The sequence below is a fragment of the Paenibacillus allorhizosphaerae genome, assembly GCF_042659105.1.
In the GTDB taxonomy this organism is placed as follows: Bacteria; Bacillota; Bacilli; order Paenibacillales; family NBRC-103111; genus Paenibacillus_G; species Paenibacillus_G allorhizosphaerae.
Map to the genome: position 1 here is coordinate 935,170 of NZ_JBHSRV010000001.1, position 20,332 is coordinate 955,501.

At 51.9% G+C, this 20,332-nt stretch carries 19 protein-coding genes; all 19 read right to left on the reverse strand.

Features of this window, described 5'->3' with window-relative positions; translation table 11 throughout:
• Positions 1-13 precede the first annotated feature (13 nt).
• The gene (locus ACFQI7_RS03990; RefSeq protein WP_218097368.1) at positions 14-805 is read right to left on the reverse strand and encodes a DUF3388 domain-containing protein; all 792 of its coding nucleotides are present in this window, start codon (positions 803-805) and stop codon (positions 14-16) included.
• An 87-nt stretch (positions 806-892) separates the two neighbouring features.
• Entirely contained in the window at positions 893-1,729 is an 837-nt protein-coding gene (locus ACFQI7_RS03995) for a hypothetical protein (protein ID WP_218097367.1), read from the reverse strand.
• Positions 1,730-1,837: 108 nt separating this feature from the next.
• Positions 1,838-2,092 carry a DUF3243 domain-containing protein gene (locus tag ACFQI7_RS04000; RefSeq protein WP_218097366.1) on the reverse strand — a complete coding sequence of 85 codons (255 nt, stop codon included), beginning with the start codon at positions 2,090-2,092 and terminating at the stop codon, positions 1,838-1,840.
• A 186-nt stretch (positions 2,093-2,278) separates the two neighbouring features.
• Positions 2,279-3,037: an elongation factor P 5-aminopentanone reductase gene (gene ymfI, locus ACFQI7_RS04005; RefSeq protein ID WP_218097365.1), complete on the reverse strand. Its 759-nt coding sequence runs from the start codon at positions 3,035-3,037 to the stop codon at positions 2,279-2,281.
• Positions 3,034-4,320 (reverse strand): EF-P 5-aminopentanol modification-associated protein YfmH, encoded by a 1,287-nt coding sequence (gene yfmH, locus ACFQI7_RS04010; RefSeq protein ID WP_218097364.1) that lies wholly within the window; start codon positions 4,318-4,320, stop codon positions 3,034-3,036. Before yfmH ends, ymfI begins: the two co-directional genes overlap by 4 nt.
• Positions 4,321-5,604, reverse strand: coding sequence for an EF-P 5-aminopentanol modification-associated protein YfmF (gene yfmF / locus ACFQI7_RS04015; RefSeq protein ID WP_230414641.1), 1,284 nt, complete (start codon positions 5,602-5,604; stop codon positions 4,321-4,323).
• A gap of 115 nt (positions 5,605-5,719) precedes the next feature.
• Positions 5,720-6,538, reverse strand: coding sequence for a spore cortex-lytic enzyme (gene sleB, locus ACFQI7_RS04020; RefSeq protein WP_218097362.1), 819 nt, complete (start codon positions 6,536-6,538; stop codon positions 5,720-5,722).
• A 126-nt stretch (positions 6,539-6,664) separates the two neighbouring features.
• Complete coding sequence (locus ACFQI7_RS04025; RefSeq protein ID WP_218097361.1) at positions 6,665-9,253, reverse strand: DNA translocase FtsK; 2,589 nt, start codon at positions 9,251-9,253, stop codon at positions 6,665-6,667.
• Between the two features lie 73 nt (positions 9,254-9,326).
• Positions 9,327-9,557 (reverse strand): YlzJ-like family protein, encoded by a 231-nt coding sequence (locus ACFQI7_RS04030; RefSeq protein WP_218097360.1) that lies wholly within the window; start codon positions 9,555-9,557, stop codon positions 9,327-9,329.
• Entirely contained in the window at positions 9,554-10,294 is a 741-nt protein-coding gene (locus tag ACFQI7_RS04035) for a ClpP family protease (RefSeq protein WP_218097359.1), read from the reverse strand. Before ACFQI7_RS04035 ends, ACFQI7_RS04030 begins: the two co-directional genes overlap by 4 nt.
• A 159-nt stretch (positions 10,295-10,453) precedes the next feature.
• Positions 10,454-12,130, reverse strand: a complete 1,677-nt coding sequence (locus ACFQI7_RS04040; protein WP_218097358.1) for a ribonuclease J — start codon at positions 12,128-12,130, stop codon at positions 10,454-10,456.
• A gap of 214 nt (positions 12,131-12,344) precedes the next feature.
• A complete protein-coding gene (gene dapA / locus ACFQI7_RS04045) occupies positions 12,345-13,220 on the reverse strand; it encodes a 4-hydroxy-tetrahydrodipicolinate synthase (RefSeq protein ID WP_218097357.1) in 876 nt (291 codons plus the stop codon).
• Between the two features lie 19 nt (positions 13,221-13,239).
• Positions 13,240-14,454, reverse strand: a complete 1,215-nt coding sequence (gene dapG, locus ACFQI7_RS04050) for an aspartate kinase (protein WP_218097356.1) — start codon at positions 14,452-14,454, stop codon at positions 13,240-13,242.
• Between the two features lie 133 nt (positions 14,455-14,587).
• Complete coding sequence (locus tag ACFQI7_RS04055; RefSeq protein ID WP_218097355.1) at positions 14,588-15,628, reverse strand: aspartate-semialdehyde dehydrogenase; 1,041 nt, start codon at positions 15,626-15,628, stop codon at positions 14,588-14,590.
• Positions 15,629-15,673: 45 nt separating this feature from the next.
• Positions 15,674-16,267: a dipicolinate synthase subunit B gene (locus ACFQI7_RS04060; RefSeq protein ID WP_218097354.1), complete on the reverse strand. Its 594-nt coding sequence runs from the start codon at positions 16,265-16,267 to the stop codon at positions 15,674-15,676.
• On the reverse strand, positions 16,264-17,163 hold the full coding sequence (gene dpsA / locus ACFQI7_RS04065; protein WP_218097353.1) for a dipicolinate synthase subunit DpsA: 900 nt from the start codon (positions 17,161-17,163) through the stop codon (positions 16,264-16,266). Before dpsA ends, ACFQI7_RS04060 begins: the two co-directional genes overlap by 4 nt.
• Positions 17,164-17,376: 213 nt before the next feature.
• Positions 17,377-17,805, reverse strand: coding sequence for a dUTP diphosphatase (gene dut / locus ACFQI7_RS04070; protein ID WP_218097528.1), 429 nt, complete (start codon positions 17,803-17,805; stop codon positions 17,377-17,379).
• A gap of 19 nt (positions 17,806-17,824) precedes the next feature.
• Positions 17,825-19,075 carry a M16 family metallopeptidase gene (locus tag ACFQI7_RS04075; protein WP_218097352.1) on the reverse strand — a complete coding sequence of 417 codons (1,251 nt, stop codon included), beginning with the start codon at positions 19,073-19,075 and terminating at the stop codon, positions 17,825-17,827.
• Between the two features lie 43 nt (positions 19,076-19,118).
• Positions 19,119-20,162, reverse strand: a complete 1,044-nt coding sequence (locus ACFQI7_RS04080; protein ID WP_218097351.1) for a polysaccharide deacetylase family protein — start codon at positions 20,160-20,162, stop codon at positions 19,119-19,121.
• Positions 20,163-20,332 lie beyond the last annotated feature (170 nt).

Sequence of the window (20,332 nt, forward strand, 5' to 3'; positions counted from 1 at the left end):
ATCCGCTTCAATCTTAATAATCGTCAAATCCGCTTGTGAACGATTCGTACGTAATTTCTTCGTCCGGCGTATTGCGCAGTTCCACAATGCAATCGAAATGATCGTACGTGTACTGGGATTCACGAATAAAAATATCCGGATGCTCAATCACTTTGGTCGACGGCATGGCCATAATTTCCTGAAGCAGCGCGTAATGCTTTTCGTTGGAACGAAGCGTCGAAACAATCCCATCGATAATGAACACATTGTTCGGACTCATCTCATCCTCGGAAAGCTGGCTGCGCACGGTTTGCCGAAGCAGTGTGGAAGAAACGAAAGTCCAACGTTTGTTCGAGCAGACGCTGCCGGCAATAATCGATTCGGTTTTCCCGACGCGCGGCATGCCTCGTAACCCTACGACGCGATTGCCCTCTTTCTTGAACAGCTCGCCCAAAAAATCGACTAGCAGACCTAATTCGTCGCGTGTAAAACGGAACGTCTTCCGGTCGTCCGAATCCCGTTCGATATAGCGGCCGTGTCGAACCGCCAAAATATCGACAAGTTTTGGAGGTCTTAAGGCCGTTATAGTTATATTATCCACCTTTTTCAACATTTTACCCATAAGTTCAATTTTTTCTTCATCATTCGTTTGCAGAAGCAGTCCGCGGGTGCGATCTTCCACTCCGTTGATCGTCACGATGTTGATATCGAGCATCCCCATCAGCGAAGCGATATCGCCGAGCAGGCCGGGACGGTTTTTATGAATACGGTATTCCATATACCATTGTTTCATTTCATTCGTGTAGTTGTTTACTTCTAGCGTCATTTAACCAAGTCTCCGTTCTAATTTTGTCAGTTGTTACAAAAATATTCTACAATATTCGCCAAATTCCTCCCTGACCGTGAAATAAAGTTACAAATTCTTTACGATCTTCACTTCACTGTCCGCATAAGGCTGAGAGCCGGGCTTCCAGCTTTTATTTTGCATCATATCGAACAATCCTGACAAGATGGCGTCCCACTGCTGCTCAATGCCGGTTGCGGCCATATTTACGATCGGAATCGACAAATTTTTCAATCGATTCATAACCGACTGATCCAGCGTAACGTACGTGACGATCCAATTCGCACCATGCTGCCGCGCCTGAAATTGAAACTGAGGATACCAGCCTTCCGCATCCGTCAGCGTTATGTACTCGGCTTCTTCCGACGGTGCCCAGTCCGAAGGGATCGGCTTCGTCGATTGGGTAACCCATTCAATCGTGCGGCCGGAAACGAGCTGCTGTCGCACCCATACGTCCCACTCGGCGTGCAGCCGCGCTTGCGGCACTTGCTTCAGCATAATATGGTCCGATTGAACCTCTGTCGCCTCCTGAACCGGTTGATCGTCAAGCATAATCCATTTTCTGCTCGTGATTTGCTGCGCCGTCGGCAATATGCTCTCTATCAACGAATGGCCGGCTACCACTATGTAATCGTACGAAACGGACTTGATTTTATTCCACTGCTGTTCCGATAATTCGCTCGTATCGCTCATCCATTCGAAGGCGATATGATTCGTATCCCTCCAGTTCACAAGCGCTCCGTTCAGCTTGTTTTTCGACGCCTCCGGGAAAGCAGGCCCGGTTATAAACAACACCGAAGACTTGCTTTGAAGCAGCTGCGGATCGATTGCGGGAATATTTTTGCCGCACGCCGCAAGCGTTACTATGATACATATGCAGACAATGATTGTTTTTGCCAATCTCATGAATCTTTTCCTACCTCTTTCCGCTAGTAGACAAAATGTCATTTTATTATAGCAGAAATCGTAAGGAAAAGCCTCCCTTGAAGGAGGCTTTAAATAATGGCGTATGAGTTAGGCGTTTGCTTTGGCCAGCTTGACCATCGCTTTCGCCAGCACTTTGCGTTCCTGTTCGTCGCATACATCCCACAGTTCTTTGAGAACGCGCTCTTCCTTGTTTTCCGGGTCTATTTTATCGGATAAAAACTCACCGATCTGAAAAGCAAGATTGGAGATCGTTTCATCCGTCATCCCCGCTTTTTCCGCTTGCGTCACGCGCTCACCCAAAAATTCTTTCCAGCGATCGAATACTTTCAGCACTGTGGCCATGCTCGATTCCTCCTTTTGTTTGTTGATCACTGCCTCCCGGTTACGCTTGGCGCACAACGCGAGAATGAGTGGTCGTTACAAAGTTAATGTTCGCTAAAGGAGCTGAATTTATTCTGCATGGACATAGACCGGCTTCGGTGCGATCACTGTAATTGCTGCCATCGTTAAAATGGGATGCTGACGCATTTACGTTAAGAAACCGCCGTTCGGGCTTATAATTTGGCCGGTCATATAACCCGATTCCGGCAAAGCGAGGAAATAAACGAGCGAAGCGATTTCGTCGGGCTGGGCGAATCGGCCGAGCGGGATATCGCTCTCGATGGCCGCTTTCTCCTGTGCGTCAAACCCGGACATCATCTCCGTATCCACAACCCCCGGCGCCACCGCATTCACCGTGACACCCGAAGGCGCAAGTTCTTTGGCCAGCGCTTTGGTGAAAGCGTTGATGCCTCCCTTGGCCGTGGAATAAGCGACCTCACACGATGCGCCGGAAATGCCCCAAATCGACGAAACGTTGATGATGCGGCCGTATTTTTGAGAAATCATCGGCTTCATGAACTGCTGCGTCGTCAGGAACGTGCCCTTCAAATTTATGTTCATCAGCTCGTCCCACTGCTCTTCGGATGTATCGGACAGCAAGCCGTAATGAGCGATACCCGCGTTATTGACCAATATATCGGGCAGCATCTGATGAGCTTCGAGCTTCTCGCGCATGCGTTCGATTTGCTCCTTCGAACGTAGATCGGCGGTAACGGTCAATACGCGCGAGCCCTGCTTCATGCAGCTGCGGGCGATTTCGTTGGCCGCTTCGTGCGACTGCAAATAATGGATGATAATATTCATACCGACTGAAGAAAAACGTTGGGCGATCGCAGCGCCAATGCCGCGGCTCGCCCCCGTTATCAATACCGTTTGTTCAATAAACGGTTTATGATGATTCGTCACTTGGCCTCACTCATCACAAGCGAGATCGCCATCTGATTCCAGTTAAAATGTTGTTTCAACAACCCGTTCACGTCCTCAATCGTCAAGCTCTCATATACTGGAAGAATATCGAACAAGTCGATCGCTTTAAACCGATACTGCGTAAACTGGTTCGCGATCGCCTCAGGCGAGTTCAACAGCCGCAAAAAGGCGCCGATTTTCTTTTTCTTGCTGCGCTCAAAATCCGCCGCGTTCACGCCAGACGCTTTGACTTTATCGATCTCCTCCTGCACCATCGAAATCATCCGGTCCGGATCTTTCGTATCCCCTCCGAATACGGAGAATGCGTAACCTTCGGCAATATTGTATTCCGAACCGAAGTTATCGGAAATCAGCTGTTCGTCATACAGCTTTTGATAGATGGCCGAACTGGGGCTGAGCAGCAGATCCAGCAGCACTTTCATCGCAAGCTCCCGCTTCAGCATCTCTTTTCCGCGCAGCGGCTGGTCCGGCTCTTTGCAGCCGAACAAGCATTTGGGCAGCGATACAGGCAGCACGGTGACCTTCTTGGGCGCGTTGACGGTCGCCGGTTCGTCCTCAAAGTAACGATGAATTTTTCCTTGCGCGTCGTACGATTTACCATTCTGATTCGCCCGAATGAGCTCCATGATTTCCTCGGGATTGACTCCGCCGACGACGAACAGGATCATATTGCTCGGATGGTAAAACGTATGGTAGCAATCGTAAAGCATTTCCTTCGTAATTTTCGATATCGATTCGATCGTACCCGCAATGTCGATATGCACCGGATGCTTATGATACATCGTTTCGATCAATCCGAAATACGATCTCCAGTCGGGATTATCTTCGTACATTTTGATTTCCTGCCCGATAATCCCTTTTTCCTTCTCTACGTTCGCATCGGTGAAGTAAGGATTTTGAACGAAATTAATCAGAGTCGTTAAATTTTCTTTGATTTGTCCGGTAGCGGAAAATAAATAGGCGGTGCGGTCAAAGCTTGTAAAGGCGTTCGCCGAAGCGCCCTGCGCGGCAAATACCGAAAAGATGTCGCCCGTCGGTTCTTCGAACATTTTATGCTCCAGAAAATGGGCGATACCGTCCGGTACGTGCTGCTTCTCTCCGCCTTCTACTTGAAATGTATTGTCGATCGAGCCGTATTTGGTCGTGAATGTTGCGTATGTTTTTTGAAAGCCTTCTTTCGGCAATATCACGACAGTGAGCCCGTTGGGAAGCTGCTCCGTATAGAGCGTCTCCCGTACATGAGGATAAGGGATGACTTCCATTTAGACTTCCCCCTTTTTATCTCGTAAAAAATATACGGTATCGAGTTCCACTTGCGCGGCCATCTCCTGAATAAGGTTTTTGTCAATCGCTTCGACCGCTTCTATAAGCGCAGGAACGGTGCGGCTTGCTCCCGACAAAATATTGTTGAAATCGAAGGCGATCAGTTCAAATGCCGAATCCTGAAGCTCGCGCAGATGGCTCGTAATCATCGCCTTCGTCTGCTGCAGCTCGGTGTCGCTGATGTGACCGTCCCTCATCGCTTGCAACTGTTGCTTGATGATCGTAACGGCTTTCTCGTAATTACCGATCTCAATGCCCGACTGAATCGTCAAAATGCCCTTGTGGCCGTCCAGGCGGGAAGAGGCGTAGTACGCCAGACTTTCTTTCTCGCGCACATTCGTAAACAATTTCGAGTGCGGATACCCGCCCAGAATGCCGTTATACATTAATGCAGCCGCGTACGAATCGTCGGCGTACGAAGTATTGATGCGCAATCCCATGTTCAGTTTGCCTTGATTCACGTCTATGCGTTCCACGACTTCTTTGACTTCCGCTACCCGGCGATGCGCCGATTTCCTCGAATATGTCGCCGACGTTCCGCTATGTACGTGAAAATAACGGTCGATGAGCGGAAGCACCTGCTGCAAATTCGTATGGCCTACCACATAAATATCGATTGGCGAATTTTGAAGAAACTGACGGAAACGCTCCATCAATCCATCGGCGTCGATCTGCTGCAAATCGGCGATCCTGCCCAAAGGATGCAGCTTGTAAGGCTCTTCGCTGCACATTTCTTCGATACAACGTTCCGCGGCATAACGGATTTTATCGTTAACGATCGCTTCGAGCCGTTTTTGCAGCGTCGTCTTCTCGGATTCGACGTACTTCTTGACGAACGTATCGCCCTCGAGCGCCGGCTGGGTTACCGCCTGACCGAGAAATTCGATTGCCTGCTCGAGCAGGGAGTCGTTGCTGGATACGAAATCATCCTGGATAACGTCCATCCGGAACTGTACCATCTGATAATCGCCGCGCTTGTAAATATCGAATCCGAAGCCGGCGCCGTACAAATTGTCGAGCTGCTCGCGAAACCGTTTCGTCTCGGGATACGCCTGGCTGCCTCTGCGCAGCACAAACGGAATGAGCGCCGTTTCCGTCACGGTGTCTTCCTCAAGCGGGCAGCCGATATAGACGGAGATCGCGAACGTTTTGAACTGCTGGGTAGGAAGCACGTGAACGCGTATATTGCGAGACGTGCCGCGTTCGAAATGTATTTGCTTCAAAGGCGAAACAACTCCCTTCATAGTCCCTGGTTACCTTCCTTTCGTATCCATTCCATTATATTCCTCCAGAAATAGAAGAAGCAACCTTCGGAACAGGTTACTTCTATCCAATGCCTTATTTGCAAAAAATATGTTTGCCGATTTGCTTCACTTGCGGCCGGCTCCAAATCCATTTGGACGTAGCAGTCGCAGGGTTAAAGTAGTAGATGCAGCCTCCGGTGGGATCCGATCCGTTGAGGGCTTCCTGTACGGCTTTCTTCGACGATTCGTCGGGCGTCAGCCATATTTGTCCGTCGGCGACCGCCGTAAACGCGCCAGGCTGAAAAATGACGCCTGACACCGTGTTCGGAAAGCTGGCGTGCTTCACCCGGTTGAGGATTACCGCCGCAACCGCGACTTGGCCGATGTATGGCTCGCCGCGCGCTTCGCCATGCACCGCATTGGCCATTATATTCAAATCCTGCTGCGACAAGCCAAGCTTGGTGGAAGGCGCCATCCCTGCGTTCGTGGAAGCCGGCGGCTGTGCGGCTCCTCCCCCGCCGCCTCCTCCTGCAGCTGCTCCTGCACCGGTCTGAGAGCCCGGCAACCAAGGAGGCAAGTCTGCAGCGGACGCTTTCCAGTTTTTCGTCGCTTCCCACAGCTTCAGCTTCGTTTTGCTTCCGGCAATGCCGTCCACACGCAAGCCGAAATCGGATTGGAACCACTTGAGTGATTTCAACGTTTTATATCCGAAATCGCCGTCGACCTTCCCAGTGTAAAAGCCCAAATATTTTAATCGCCCTTGAAGCTCGTATACATCCGCCGTCCCGCTGGCGCCATAGCGAATTTCATTGGCGCTGAACGTCTGCGTCGTATTCATTCGATGTTTCAATTCGATTCCGGCAATTAAAACCAATACCATGCAAACGGTAATAACGACCAATCGCTTGTTCATTCCGATTACTCACCTTTCTCTCCAACGTAATGGCAACCTTTTTAAGGTTATTATGAGAAAGGAAGTCAGCTTCTATTCAGTGAAAAGAGGGAATGCCTGGGCATTCCCTCTCTGAAAAAGTATCGCTTATGAACTCATTCGATTGATCTGATACTGCTCCATGGTAACGAGCACTTCCCTCGGCTTGCTGCCCTCGTATGGGCCTACAATGCCGCGGGCTTCCATCGTATCGATCAAGCGGGCGGCTCTTGTATAACCGACGCGCATTCTGCGCTGCAATAGCGAGACGGACGCCTGCTTCGCCTCCAATATGATCTGAACGGCTTGATCGTATAATTCGTCCTCGACCTGATCCTGCGTATCCTGCTGCTCTTCCACTTGCGGGACCATGTCTTCCACATAATTCGCCTGGCCTTGCGTGCGGACATAGTTGACGACCGCTTCGACTTCCTGATCGGACAAAAACGCGCCTTGCACCCGCACCGGCTTCGAAGCGCCCATCGGCAGGTAAAGCATGTCGCCGCGGCCAAGCAGCTTCTCGGCGCCGACCATATCGAGGATCGTTCGGGAATCGACTTGAGAAGAAACGCCGAACGCAATACGCGAAGGAATATTCGCTTTAATGACGCCCGTAATGACGTCGACCGACGGCCGCTGCGTGGCGATGATCAAGTGAATGCCCGCCGCCCGTGCCATTTGCGCCAGCCGGCAAATCGAATCTTCTACATCGTTGGCCGCCACCATCATCAAGTCCGCAAGCTCGTCCACAATGACGATGATATACGGAAGGGGCGCTCCGGTTTGCGTCTCGATCAGCATCGAATTATACCCTTCGATGTTGCGCGTACCGCTCTTGGAGAACAGCTCGTACCGCTTCTCCATCTCGACTACGACTTTCTTAAGCGCCAGCGATGCTCTTCTCGGGTCTGTCACGACGGGAGCGAGCAAATGCGGAATGCCGTTATAGACGTTCAGTTCCACCATCTTCGGGTCGATCATCAAAAATTTCACTTCGTCCGGTTTAGCTTTATACAGCACGCTTGTAATAATGCCGTTGATGCACACCGATTTACCTGAACCCGTAGCTCCGGCAACGAGCATGTGCGGCATACGCGCCAAATTGCCGACAATCGGCTGGCCGGATATGTCGCGGCCCAGCGTGATGGACATCTTCGCGGCCGAATCCTGGAATGCCGGGCTTTCCATCACTTCGCGCATCGTGACGACGGAAACTTCCATATTCGGAACTTCGATGCCGATCGCGGACTTGCCCGGTATCGGCGCTTCCATCCGAATGTCTTTGGCTGCCAAAGCCAATGCGATATCGTCCGTCAAGCTGACGATCCGGCTTACTTTCACCCCGACATCCGGTTGAATTTCATACCGGGTAACGGCCGGGCCCCGTACCACCTCAAGCACTTTCGCCCGAACGCCGAAGCTTTCCAGCGTCGCTTCCAGTTTGCGGGCCACCGCCTTGTAGTCCAGCGCATCGGAACCTTTGCCTGCCGCAGGTTTCGATAGAAGCTGCAGCGACGGCAATTCATAAGGCACCTCGAGCGGTTTGTTGCGGATATCGAATTCTTCTGCGGACAAATCCTCTTCGCCGTCCGTTTGCGCAGCTGCCTCCATCGCTTTCTGCTGCTGCGGAGCGGAGACGACGGCCGCCGCGGGTGTGCCGGACGTTTGTTTGCCATGGGTCGAACCGATTTCGGTTTCCTGTTTGACCTGTTCTTGAAAATCACGTATCACCGGTATCGCCGGATCTGCATCCTGTGCCTCGTAATCGCCGGCACCGCCCTTCAATGTATCGGGATATGCCGGATCCGGATCGGCGGAATAAACGGTAAGTTCTTCGGGGATTTCGTCCGCGGCGCCGCTGCCTGCCTTGGAAGGTTTGGCATCTTTGCCGCCGGAAGGATTAATCAATTCAAAGAACATCGAACGCTTTTTCGCCGGTTTCCGTTCTTTGCGTTCCGGCCGCAGCGTTTCCTCATCGAATTCGTCATCCATCGGGACGAACGCCGGTGCAAGCTTCCTCTTTTTGTCTTGCGACGCGTCCGTTGCTTTTTTCCGCTGTTTGTTTTGCTGCATAATCCGTTTTATGTATTGACCCAGAAGCGTATCCGCGAACGACTTCCGGCCTCGAATCCGCTCCACCAAATCTCCTAGCGAGATACCGGTTACGAGGATGAAGCCGGATACAAACAACGTATATTGAAGCAGACGCGCTCCCAAATTATCAAACAGGAAGTGAAACACAGCATACAGGAACGCGCCAACCATTCCGCCCCCTACGCCGTCGGTCAGTATCGTTTGTCCATCCGCTTTGGAACTCAATCCCGCTACAAGGCTCGTCCAGGTTTGGGACAAAATTTGTCCGTCCGTAAAATTCCCTTTCGGGAACAACTGGGCAAACAAACTGATATGACTCATCAGCAGTAGTGAAAGCAGGATGAGCAGCAGTCCGGTTTTACGGGACGTTCGCCAAACGGGCCATTCCCGTTTCATCATCACATACAGACCGGCATATATGAAAATAAGCGGAATGACAAAGTCCCACGTTCCAATCACAAAACGGAACAAATACGTCAGCGAACGGGCTACCGACCCTTCCCGGGATAAAGCGATAATTGATAATGTCAATATGACGATGCCATATAACTCGAACTTCAAGTTCGTCTTGATGCCTTTGCCCCGTTTCCTACGTTTGGCCAAGGTCGCTCACCCCCAAGACACTATTATACCATAAACTGGGGAAGAGCTGAAACGAGCCTTTTGAATCTCGTCGTTAGCCCTGCAACACCGGCTGAAACTCGATCATTCGTCCCGGCGCATACTGCGGATTTAAAAAATCTTGAGGATTGCAGCTCAAAAGCCGAACGATCATTGCTTGGTGGGGATTCACTTGCTGCACCTGCATCGTCACCCCGTTAATAACGAGTTCCACCGTCTTGGACTGCTCGACCGCCTCCATATTCTCCATGACCGCTTCGAGCGGAAGAATGCTGTAGTGAATCATTGCACAAACCCTCCCGATTGGCCATTGCGTCGTTCTTCGATCAAACGGTTCAGTTCGCGGATTCCTTCGCCGATCCCTCCGAGTGCATTAATCAATCCATATCTCACCGCATCCGGGCCAACAACCGACGTACCGATATCCCGGGTCAGTTCACCCGTTTTGAACATAAGCTCTTTAAATTTTTCTTCGCTGATTCTGGAATGGCCCGTAACGAAACGGATCACTCTATCTTGCATTTTATCCAGGTATTCGAAGGTTTGGGGAACGCCGATCACGAGCCCGTTTAGTCGAATCGGATGGATCGTCATCGTCGCCGTCTCCGCGATTAGCGAGTGGCTCGATGCAACTGCAATCGGCACCCCAATGCTGTGCCCGCCACCTAATACCAAAGTAACGGTCGGTTTGGACAACGTCGCAATCATTTCGGCAATCGCAAGACCAGCCTCGACATCGCCGCCTACCGTATTCAAAATGATCAAAACCCCTTCAATTTTCGGGTTTTGTTCTGCAGCTACAAGCTGTGGGATTAAATGTTCATATTTCGTCGTTTTATTTTGCGGCGGCAGTACGATGTGCCCTTCGATTTGCCCGATAATCGTCATGCAAAAAATATTCGATTCACCGGACGGCGTTACGGTTTGCCCTAATTGCTGAATTGCTTCGACGGTTGCGTTCTTTTTTGCGTCTTCCGCCGATGGCGGCTGCTGTTCCAATTTATTGTTAGACAGGCTGTACATATCGGGTATCCTCCCATGGTCTGATTTCTCCCATAGTATGGTTGTTCCGCCTTAAAATATGCGCAGGCCCCTGTAAAAAAAGACCTTACGAATGCATTCGCAAGGTCTTTGGACTGTTCTAACTATATGCAATGAACGGGCTATGACTGGTGGTTTGAATCAAACTTCCATGATGATTGGAAGGATCATTGGTCTTCTTCTGGTTTGTTCATATAAAAATCGTCCTAATGCGTCTTTCACATGCGTTTTAAGCGAAGCCCATTCGTTCACGTTCTCGTTCATCAAACGTTGAAGCGTGCTTGTCACGATACGGTTCGCCTCATCAAGCAGCCCTTCGGATTCGCGTACGTAAACGAAGCCGCGCGAAATGATGTCCGGGCCGGAAAGAATAGCGCCGTCCTGCTTACTGAGTGTCACCACTACGACCAAGATGCCGTCTTGCGATAACAGTTTGCGGTCGCGCAACACGATATTTCCTACATCGCCTACGCCGAGACCATCGATCAGCACATTGCCTGCAGGCACTTTGGAGCCTTTGCGGGCAACGCCGTCCTGAAACTCGACCGTATCGCCATTGTCGACGATAAAAATATCTTCTTTCGCAACGCCGACCGACTCAGCCAGCATGCCGTGCTGACGAAGCATCCGGTACTCCCCGTGAATCGGGATAAAATACTTTGGCTTCATCATGTTCAGCATCAGCTTAAGCTCTTCCTGGCTTCCGTGGCCGGATACATGCACACCGGTAATCGAGCCGGGACCGTAAATAACATGGGCGCCAATGCGCATCAGTTCATCGACGGTTCGTCCCACATATCGTTCGTTCCCCGGAATCGGAGTCGCTGCGATAATGACCGTATCACCCGGCAAAATATCCACTTTGCGGTGGGTCGAGCGGGCCATGCGGGTCAAAGCGGACATCGGCTCGCCTTGGCTGCCGGTCGACAGAATGACTACGCGATCCGCCGCAAGCTTGTTCACTTCTTCCGGCTCAATCAACATCCCGTCCGGAATGCGGAGATATCCCAGCTCGCTGGCAATGGTAACGACATTCACCATGCTGCGCCCGATCACCGTCAGCTTCCGCCTCGTGACTTCCGCTGCGTCGATCACCTGCTGAATCCGGTGAATGTTAGATGCAAACGTAGCAATAATGACCCGCTGCTTCGCCTTGCGGAATACTTCTTCGATTTCTGCGCCCACGCTTTTCTCCGACCCGGTATAACCTGGCCGCTCCGCGTTCGTGCTGTCGGACAAAAGCGCAAGTACGCCCCTGGCTCCGATCGCCGCCATCTTGTGCAAATCGGCATACTGCTCATTGACCGGCGTCTGGTCGAACTTGAAGTCCCCCGTATGCACCACGTTGCCTTCCGGCGTCTCAAGGCATACGCCTACGGAATCCGGGATACTATGGTTGGTCTTGAAGAACGTAGCGGTCATGCAACCCAGTTTTAGCTCCGAATCGGCCGTAATGACGATACGTTTCGTTTCTCCAAGCAGATTGGCCTCTCTCAACTTCGTTTCAATGAGTCCTAAAGTCAAGCGCGTTCCGTAAACCGGAACATTCAAATGTTTGAGTACATAAGGCAGTCCGCCGATATGGTCTTCATGACCATGGGTGATGACAATGCCCCTGACTTTATCCCGATTCTCTGTCAGGTAAGAAATGTCCGGAATCACGATATCGATCCCGAGCATGTCTTCCTCCGGAAATTTCAAACCGCAATCGATCACTACGATATCGTTTGCGTACTGCACCACATACATATTTTTGCCGATTTCACCCACGCCGCCCAGGGCGAAAATCGTAAGTTTGTCTATATTTTTTTTGGACAAGATAAATAAACCTCCTTGGGATTAATTGACGACGATATTTTCGTATGAACAAAAAACCAATATACCGCACCAGTCACTTGCCATCATTATACATGATCAAAATAAGCAATTACAAGTTGCTGCATTCAAGGCCGTAATCCCCTTGGTAAACCGTATTGTTTCCCAAAACAATAAAACCGATGCCGGGATGGCACCGATTTTGCCTCAAAAGAGCTCATTCAAACAACGCTGTAATGAACTGTCCTTCTTTTTCGGTTACATCCACGAGCGGCAAGCGTACGCCTCCAACCCTAATGCCTTTATGGTTTAATGCGAATTTCACTGGAGCCGGGCTCGGTACGCGGTGCGGACAAAAGAACAACCCGCGGAATATAGGCAGCAACTTGCCGTGAAGCTTAGCCGCACCTTGAACATCTCCCTGCAGATAGCAGTTTATCATATTTTTCATTTCTTTTCCAATTACGTGACTGGCTACGCTCACAATGCCGTGAGCTCCGACCGCCAGTGCGGGAAGCGCCGAGCTGTCGTCGCCGCTGTACACCGTAAATCCAGGCGCAGCGCCGTTTACGATCTGGGTCAGCTGGTCCGTATCCGCGCAGTCTTTCGTTGCGACAATATTCGGCACGTGCGAAAGGCGAATCGTCGTATCCGGATCGATGTTAATTCCCGTACGGCCTGGTACGTTGTAGAGGATAACCGGTATGTTGACCGATTCGGCAATCGTTTTAAAATGCTGATACAGCCCTTCTTGCGAAGTCCGGCTGTAGTAGGGAGCCACCAGCAGCAGCGCATCGACGCCTGCTTTCTCCGCCGCTTGGGACAAATGAATGGAATGTGCCGTATCGTTGCTGCCCGTACCGGCAATGATTTTGTAACGGCCGTTCGCGTGCTTTACTGCGGCGGCAAACAAACCAAGTTTCTCTTCTTCCGTCAATGTCGGCGATTCGCCGGTCGTTCCGCAAATGACGAGACTGTCGCTTTGCTGTTCATCGATTGCGTAATCCATCACCTTTTCAAATGCGGACCAATCCACCTGCAACTTGTCGTCAAAAGGCGTTACCAACGCTGTTATCAGTCTTCCGAAATCCACGACATGTCCTCCTAATCATTCATCTGTGCAATGCAAACTGTCTGTGAAGCGCGCGCACCGCCTTCGCCATGTCGTCTCCCTGAACGAGAACCCAGATCGTGGCATGCGAGTCGGCGGATTGCAGTATCTGTATATCTTCACTCGTCAAAGCTTCGACAATATTCGCCATAATTCCCGGCACGCCGCTCATGCCTCCGCCGATCACAGACACTTTCGCGCAATGGGGCGTAAGATACGGCTCGTAGCCGAGCTTTTGCAGCGTTTCCGCCGCTCGCTGGGCTTCATGGTCGAATACGGTGTATACGACGCCGGACGGGTTGACATTTATAAAATCGACGCTGATCCGCTGCTGCGCCATCGCTGTAAATACGCCAAGCTGAAGGTCGTAGCTACCTTCCTTCGCAAACACTTGGATTTGCGTTAAATTCGCGGCATTGGCGATTCCTGTCACGAAACGGTCATGTACCCCCGCGTCGTTCTTGATCGCATCCGTATGCGTGACCAAGGTTCCCGGATCTTTCGTGAACGTCGACCTGACGCGCACCGGAATGTTCGCATGCATCGCCACCTCGACGGCACGCGGATGAATCACTTTCGCGCCAAGATGCGCCATATTGCATATTTCCGTATACGATACGACGGATAACGGTCTCGCTTCCGACACAATCCGCGGGTCTGCCGTCAAAATGCCGCCGACATCCGTGAATATGTCGACGAGCTCGGCCTGAAGCGCTGCGCCGAGCGCTGTCGCCGACGTGTCGCTGCCTCCCCGGCCCAGCGTCGTGAAATCTCCCGACTTGGACGCTCCCTGGAAGCCGGCCACAATGACAACGTTTCCTTGTTCCAGCAGCTCCAGGATGCGATCGGGACGAATCGACAATATTTGCGCATTCCCATAATCGTCATTCGTCACAAATCCCGCCTGCGCACCGGTTAAAGCAACTGCCGGAATTCCTTCCGCATGAAGCAAACTGCACAAGGTAGCCGCCGATATCAGCTCGCCGCAGCAAAGAAGCATATCTCTTTCTCTGGCCGGCAGCCGATTGCCGTTATGGCTTATCCAATCCAATAAAGTGTCCGTTGCATAAGGCTCGCCCTTGCGACCCATAGCCGATACGACGATGACGAGTTTATATTGCTGCTGCAGCGCATCCCGGATATGTTCGATAACGTGTGCTCTGGCTTCGGCTGTGGATAGGGACGTGCCGCCAAACTTCTGCACCAAGATCTTCATCAAAGATCCCCCTTTTCCATCAAAGCCTTACAATGAAATAGGCAAAAACCTGGCTTCCTATGCGTCACAGGAAGCCAGCATGAACTGACAGCGGCGCGCCCCGAAACCCGGCGCATTCGCTACAGCGTATCGATTAGTTTTGTTCAATCGCAATATATTCCGCGATTTGCACCGCGTTCCAAGCTGCTCCCTTAAGCAGGTTGTCGGAAACGATCCACAGATTCAGCGCGCGCGGGTTGCTGAGATCTCGGCGAACACGGCCGACGAATGTCTCCAATTTGCCTGCAGCTTCCGTTGCAAGCGGGTATACTTGCTCCTCCGGATTGTCTTGAAGTACGATGCCCGGCGCATCGGCAAGCAATTGTTTTACTTCCTCGACGTCAAAATCCTGCTTGAGCTCAACGTAGACGGATTCGGAGTGCCCGTAGACAACCGGGATCCGTACGCACGTCGCGGTTACTTCAAGGGATTCGTCGCCCAGAATCTTCTTGGTTTCGTTGATCATTTTCATTTCTTCGTAAGTAAATCCGTTATCGACGAATTTATCGATTTGCGGAATCGCGTTAAACGCGATTTGATGCTTTTTCGGCAGCGATCCGACAGGCAGGATTTGCGGTTCCACCTCGTTGCCGGCCACGATTTCCTTGGATTGGCGCAGCATCTCGTCGATCGCACGCGCGCCTGCGCCGGACACCGCTTGATACGTCGATACGATGATGCGAGAGATGCCGTAGCGGTCGTAAAGCGGTTTAAGCGACTGCACCATCTGAATCGTCGAGCAGTTCGGGTTGGCGATAACGCCTTTATGTTCGTTGATTTTGTCCATGTTGACTTCCGGCACGACAAGCGGCGTTTCCGGGTCCATCCGGAAGGCGCTCGTATTGTCGACGCAGACCGTTCCGCGCTTGATCGCCTCCGGCACGAGTGTACGGCTTACGTCGCCGCCGGCGCTGAAAAGCGCAATGTCCACGCCGTCGAAGCTCTCCGGCTTCGCTTCTTCCAGCGTAATCTCACGGCCTTTATAGGAAAGCTTCGAGCCTGCGGAACGAGCCGACGATAGCAGCTTCAATTCGTTAATAGGGAAATTCCGTTCTGCGAGCAAACGGAGGATTTGTTCTCCAACGGCACCTGTTGCGCCCACTACTGCGACATTAAACAACTTTTGATTCGACATATGTTCGTCTCTCCCCTGCGGTTATGAATATATTGTAAGTAGGAATCAGTAGTTAAAGCGCTCGATCAGCATCGGTTGAAGCTGCTTGCCCTGAAGCGCCGCTTCGCAGGTTTCCATCACCAGATCCATTCGTGCGACCAGCGAGTTCGGCTTAACGGATGGTGCATCCTGTCCGAACGGCACAAAATAAATGTTCTTCGTTATAAGCAGCTTGCCGACGTTCATAGCGTTCAGTCCGAGTCCGTCATTCGTGGAAATCGCCAGCACGAGCGGCCGCTGATTGCGCATTTGCGCCTTCGCAGCCATGAGTACCGGGCTTTCCGTCATGGCGTTAGCCAGTTTGCTCGTCGTGTTTCCCGTGCAGGGCGCGATCAGCAACACGTCCAGCAGCTTGGAAGGGCCGAGCGGCTCTGCATCTACAATTGAAGAAATAATATCATTTCCTGTGATGTCTTTCAACTGTTTTTGCCAATTTTCCGATGTTCCGAACCTTGTATCGGTTGTCATGATCGTATTCGATACGATCGGCACGACATTGGCCCCGGCATCGACAAATCGCCGTATTTGCGGCATGACTTCAGCAAACGTACAATGAGATCCGGTCAAGGCGAACCCCACCGTTTTATTTTGCCAGTTCATTCCACATTCCTCCTCATCTCTGCATCTTCCATAACGATGCGGGTCAACGTGTCGGCAATGATGCGTCCAGCCGTTTTCGGCGCTACGATGCCCGGAAGTCCCGGAGCGAGCAAAGCTTTAACTCCTCTGCGTTCAGCATAGCGGAAGTCCGTTCCTCCCGGTCTGGAAGCAAGGTCGATAATGAGCGCACGGTGCGGCAAATTGGCGATCACCTGCGCCGTGACGATCATCGACGGGATCGTATTGAACAAATAATCCACCTGCGAAACATGGGAAATAAGCTCCTTCGTGTAAAACGGATTCAGGTTCATTTCCGCCGCGCGGGCGAAATATTCCGGCTTGTTGACGCCCATCCTTACTTTCGCGCCCATTCCCTGCAGCGTTCGCGCCAGTGTAATACCCGTTCTTCCGAATCCGAGCACCATCGAATTCGAGCCGTGAATCGTAATATCCGTGTTTTGGATCGCCATCATAATGGCGCCTTCCGCCGTCGGTATGGAATTGTAAATCGCCACATCGTCGCGGTCAAACAATTCGACAAGACTGATTTGATGTTTCGCGCACAAGTTGCGTAAGTACGGCTTTGCCATGCCCGTAAACACTCTGGCATGCTTCGGCAGCGCTGCTATATGCTCGTCAGTAAGCCGCAGCTCTTTCGAAGAAAACAAGCTTTCAACGGTCCCGTGATCGTCAGTGCCCACGGCAGGCAATATGATGGCATCCATTGCCTCAAGCGATTCGGGGACCAGCTCCGCCTTGGTGATTCCGCTAAACTGGTTTTGCAAATTATCGAATCCGATCAAGCATACGGATGCGTCCAGCTCGGAACATTTCAAGATCACCTCGAGCTGGCGCGCGTCGCCGCCGATCAGCGCTACTTGAATCCCGGTCAGCATTCATTCTCACCTCTTTCTTGTCGCCAGTCGGCGCCCTGGTTGTTCCCGACGTTGCGGCTGCGACGTATATCGTTCTCGGTAACTCATTTTATGCGAGTGCCCAAGGATGGGTTACAATCCGCAAACATGAAAACAGCACCTCGCAAATCCGGCTCGTTGGCCGAAATGCGAGGTGCTGTTGGGTATTCATCTATAAGAAAAAGCGAAGCTTTTTTATTTCGTTCCCGTATGTCCGAAGCCGCCCGCGCCCCGTTCCGTATCGTCGAGCACAGCTACTTCTACGAGCCGCACGCTTGGCACGATCTGAAACACCATTTGGGCGATTCGTTCCTTGCGCTGAACTACGAAAGGTTCTCTTCCGTGGTTGATGAGCAGCACCTTCACTTCGCCCCGGTAATCGGCATCGATCGTGCCTGGCGAATTCAGCGTCGTAATGCCGTGCTTGAAAGCGAGGCCGCTGCGCGGTCGAATTTGCGCTTCCAGCTCAGCGGGCATGGCAAGAGCGAAACCGGCAGGGACTAGCGCCCGTTCGCCCGGGCCGAGCGTTATCGGCTCCCCAACCGCCGCATACAGGTCGAAGCCGCTGGCTAATTCGGACATTTTCTGCGGCAGCGGGATATCTTCATTTCCCGGGAGCCGCATGATTTGAACTTGAAACCCGTCAGACAAGCTGATCCCTCCTAAACCCCTGAATCGCCTGATCGGACGTGCCTACCATAGCTAACGCGAAAGGATGGGACATCATGTCCGCCGTCAGCTCGCGAATATGCTCCATCTCCACCTCTTCGATTCGTGCAATCATCTCGTCCAGACTGTAATGACGGCCGAGCATCAGCTCGTTTTTGCCGAGACGGTTCATTCGGCTGCTTGTGCTTTCCAGGCTGAGAATGAGACTTCCCTTCATCTGCTCTTTCCCTTTTCGCAGCTCCGCCGGCGACAAGCCTTTATCCTTGATCTCGCCAAGCAGCTCAAGCGTAACCTTCAGCACTTCCTCTGTCTGTTTCGGCGCCGTTCCCGTATACACGGTGAACAGCCCGCCGTCCTGGTACGAAGAATGATAGGAATAAACGGAATAAGCCAGTCCGCGCTTCTCGCGGATTTCCTGAAACAGTCTGGAACTCATTCCGCCGCCGACCGCGTTGTTCAGCAAAATCATCGCGTACAGCCGCTCGTCCTTTGCCGATAATCCCGGCAGCGACAGACAGATATGATTTTGCTCGGTCTTCTTCTGCTTATATTGCAGCTCGTGATGGAAGCCGAGCTGTTCGATAGCGGTGGTCGATCCTTCAACGGAAAACGCGCTGAAATGCCGGCCGATCAGCTCCATCACATCGTCGTTTACGTTGCCGGCAATGCTGATCACCGTATTGGCGATGGTATAATGCTTCGCCATGTAGTCTTTCAGAGTATCCGAGCTCATCGCCGATAAATTTTGCTCCGTGCCGATGATCGTCTGCCCAAGCGAATGGCTGCCAAACGCCGCCTTTGCGATCAAATCGTGCACCATATCGTCCGGCGTATCGTCGTACATCGCGATTTCTTCGAAGATGACGTTTTTTTCTTTCTCCAGTTCCCCGGTATCGAATACGGAATGAAAGAACATATTGGAGAGCACTTCGACGGCAAGCGGCAAATGCTCATCCAGCACCTTGCAGTAATAGCACGTATATTCCTTGGAAGTAAAGGCATTCACGTTGCCCCCGATGCCGTCGAAAATTTCGGCGATATCCTTGGCGGAATATTTATCAGTTCCTTTAAAGAGCATATGTTCGATAAAATGGGAAATGCCGTTATTTTGCGAAGTTTCGTTTCTCGATCCGGTTTTCACCCAGATGCCGAAAGCAACGGACCGACAGGTCGGAATTTTTTCCAAAACGACTCTGAGACCGTTGTTAAGCGTATGTTTTTCCAAGCAATAGCCTCCTTGATGAAGCAATAATATTTAGATATTAACATTATTGACCTGTCGACTCAACCTCGGGGATTCTTGCCGGCGACAATACTTCGCTGACGGTTCCGAGGGCAAGCCCTTTGCTTTTGATGGAACGGATCATTCCTTTGAGCGCCCGGTTGCTCGTATCGGTTGGATGCATGAGTATCAGCGTGCCCGGCTCCACGCGATCCGCGATTTTCCGAACGACCGACGAAGGGTCGGGCTTTTTCCAATCCACCGTATCCAGTGTCCATAAAATGGTCTTCAAGTTCAGCTCATGCGCAATATCGACGGTCATTTTATTATAATCGCCCGACGGAGGCGCAAACAGCTTGTTTTCCAGGCCCGCTTCCTTCAAAAGCGCTTCGGTCCGGGAAATTTCCGTCGTTTGCTGGGCGCGGCCAAGCTTGCTCATATCCTTGTGCGTGTATGCGTGATTGCCCGGTTCGTGCCCCGCCTCTACGATTTTTTGCGCGGTCGGAATGTTTTTTTTGAGCCAGGTGCCGTCAAAAAAGAACGTAGCGTGAACATTCTCGGTGCGGAGCGTCTCGAGCATCGGAGCCAAATACTCGTCGCCCCATGCGACGTTGATCATCAAACCGACCATCTTTTTGTTCGGATTGCCCTTGTAAATCGGCTGCGAGCCAAGCTCCTCAAGGCCCACTTTCGGCGGAATTTCGCGGTACTGCAGCTGCAGCGGTTCCGCAAAAGCGCGCTGTTCGGCCAGCTCCAGCGTGCGTTCGATATCGACTTCCAGCCCGTTATAGCCCGGAATGGCTTTCCATACCGAATCGATTTTGGCGTCAATCGGTTCCACCCGACGTTTTTCGGCCTCCGCTTTGATCTGTTCCAGCACTTGCGCTTTGCGTTTTTCGTTCTGCTGCCCCCAGCCGCTCCAAATGCCGCCGCCCTGCGATAGCTCCGCTACCCCGGAGCTGCTCACCGCCACTTCGCCGGTATGATTGTAAGCATACTGTACAAACCGGTCTACCGCGGTCGATTGCTGCAGCCCAAACGTCACACCGCCGAGACACAGCGCCGCGAACAATAATTGATTTCGCTTCATGACACGACTCCCGTCATAGCTTGATTGTCCCATACTTATGCGGCTCAGGACAAGTTTAGACCATGATCCGCAGGCTGCTTTTCGAACTAGTGTCTCCTGTGCACTGCTGAGGCGCGCCAAATAGCAGCAAAACTAAGCGGAGTCCATTGCGTCGCCGTAACCGATCCGAT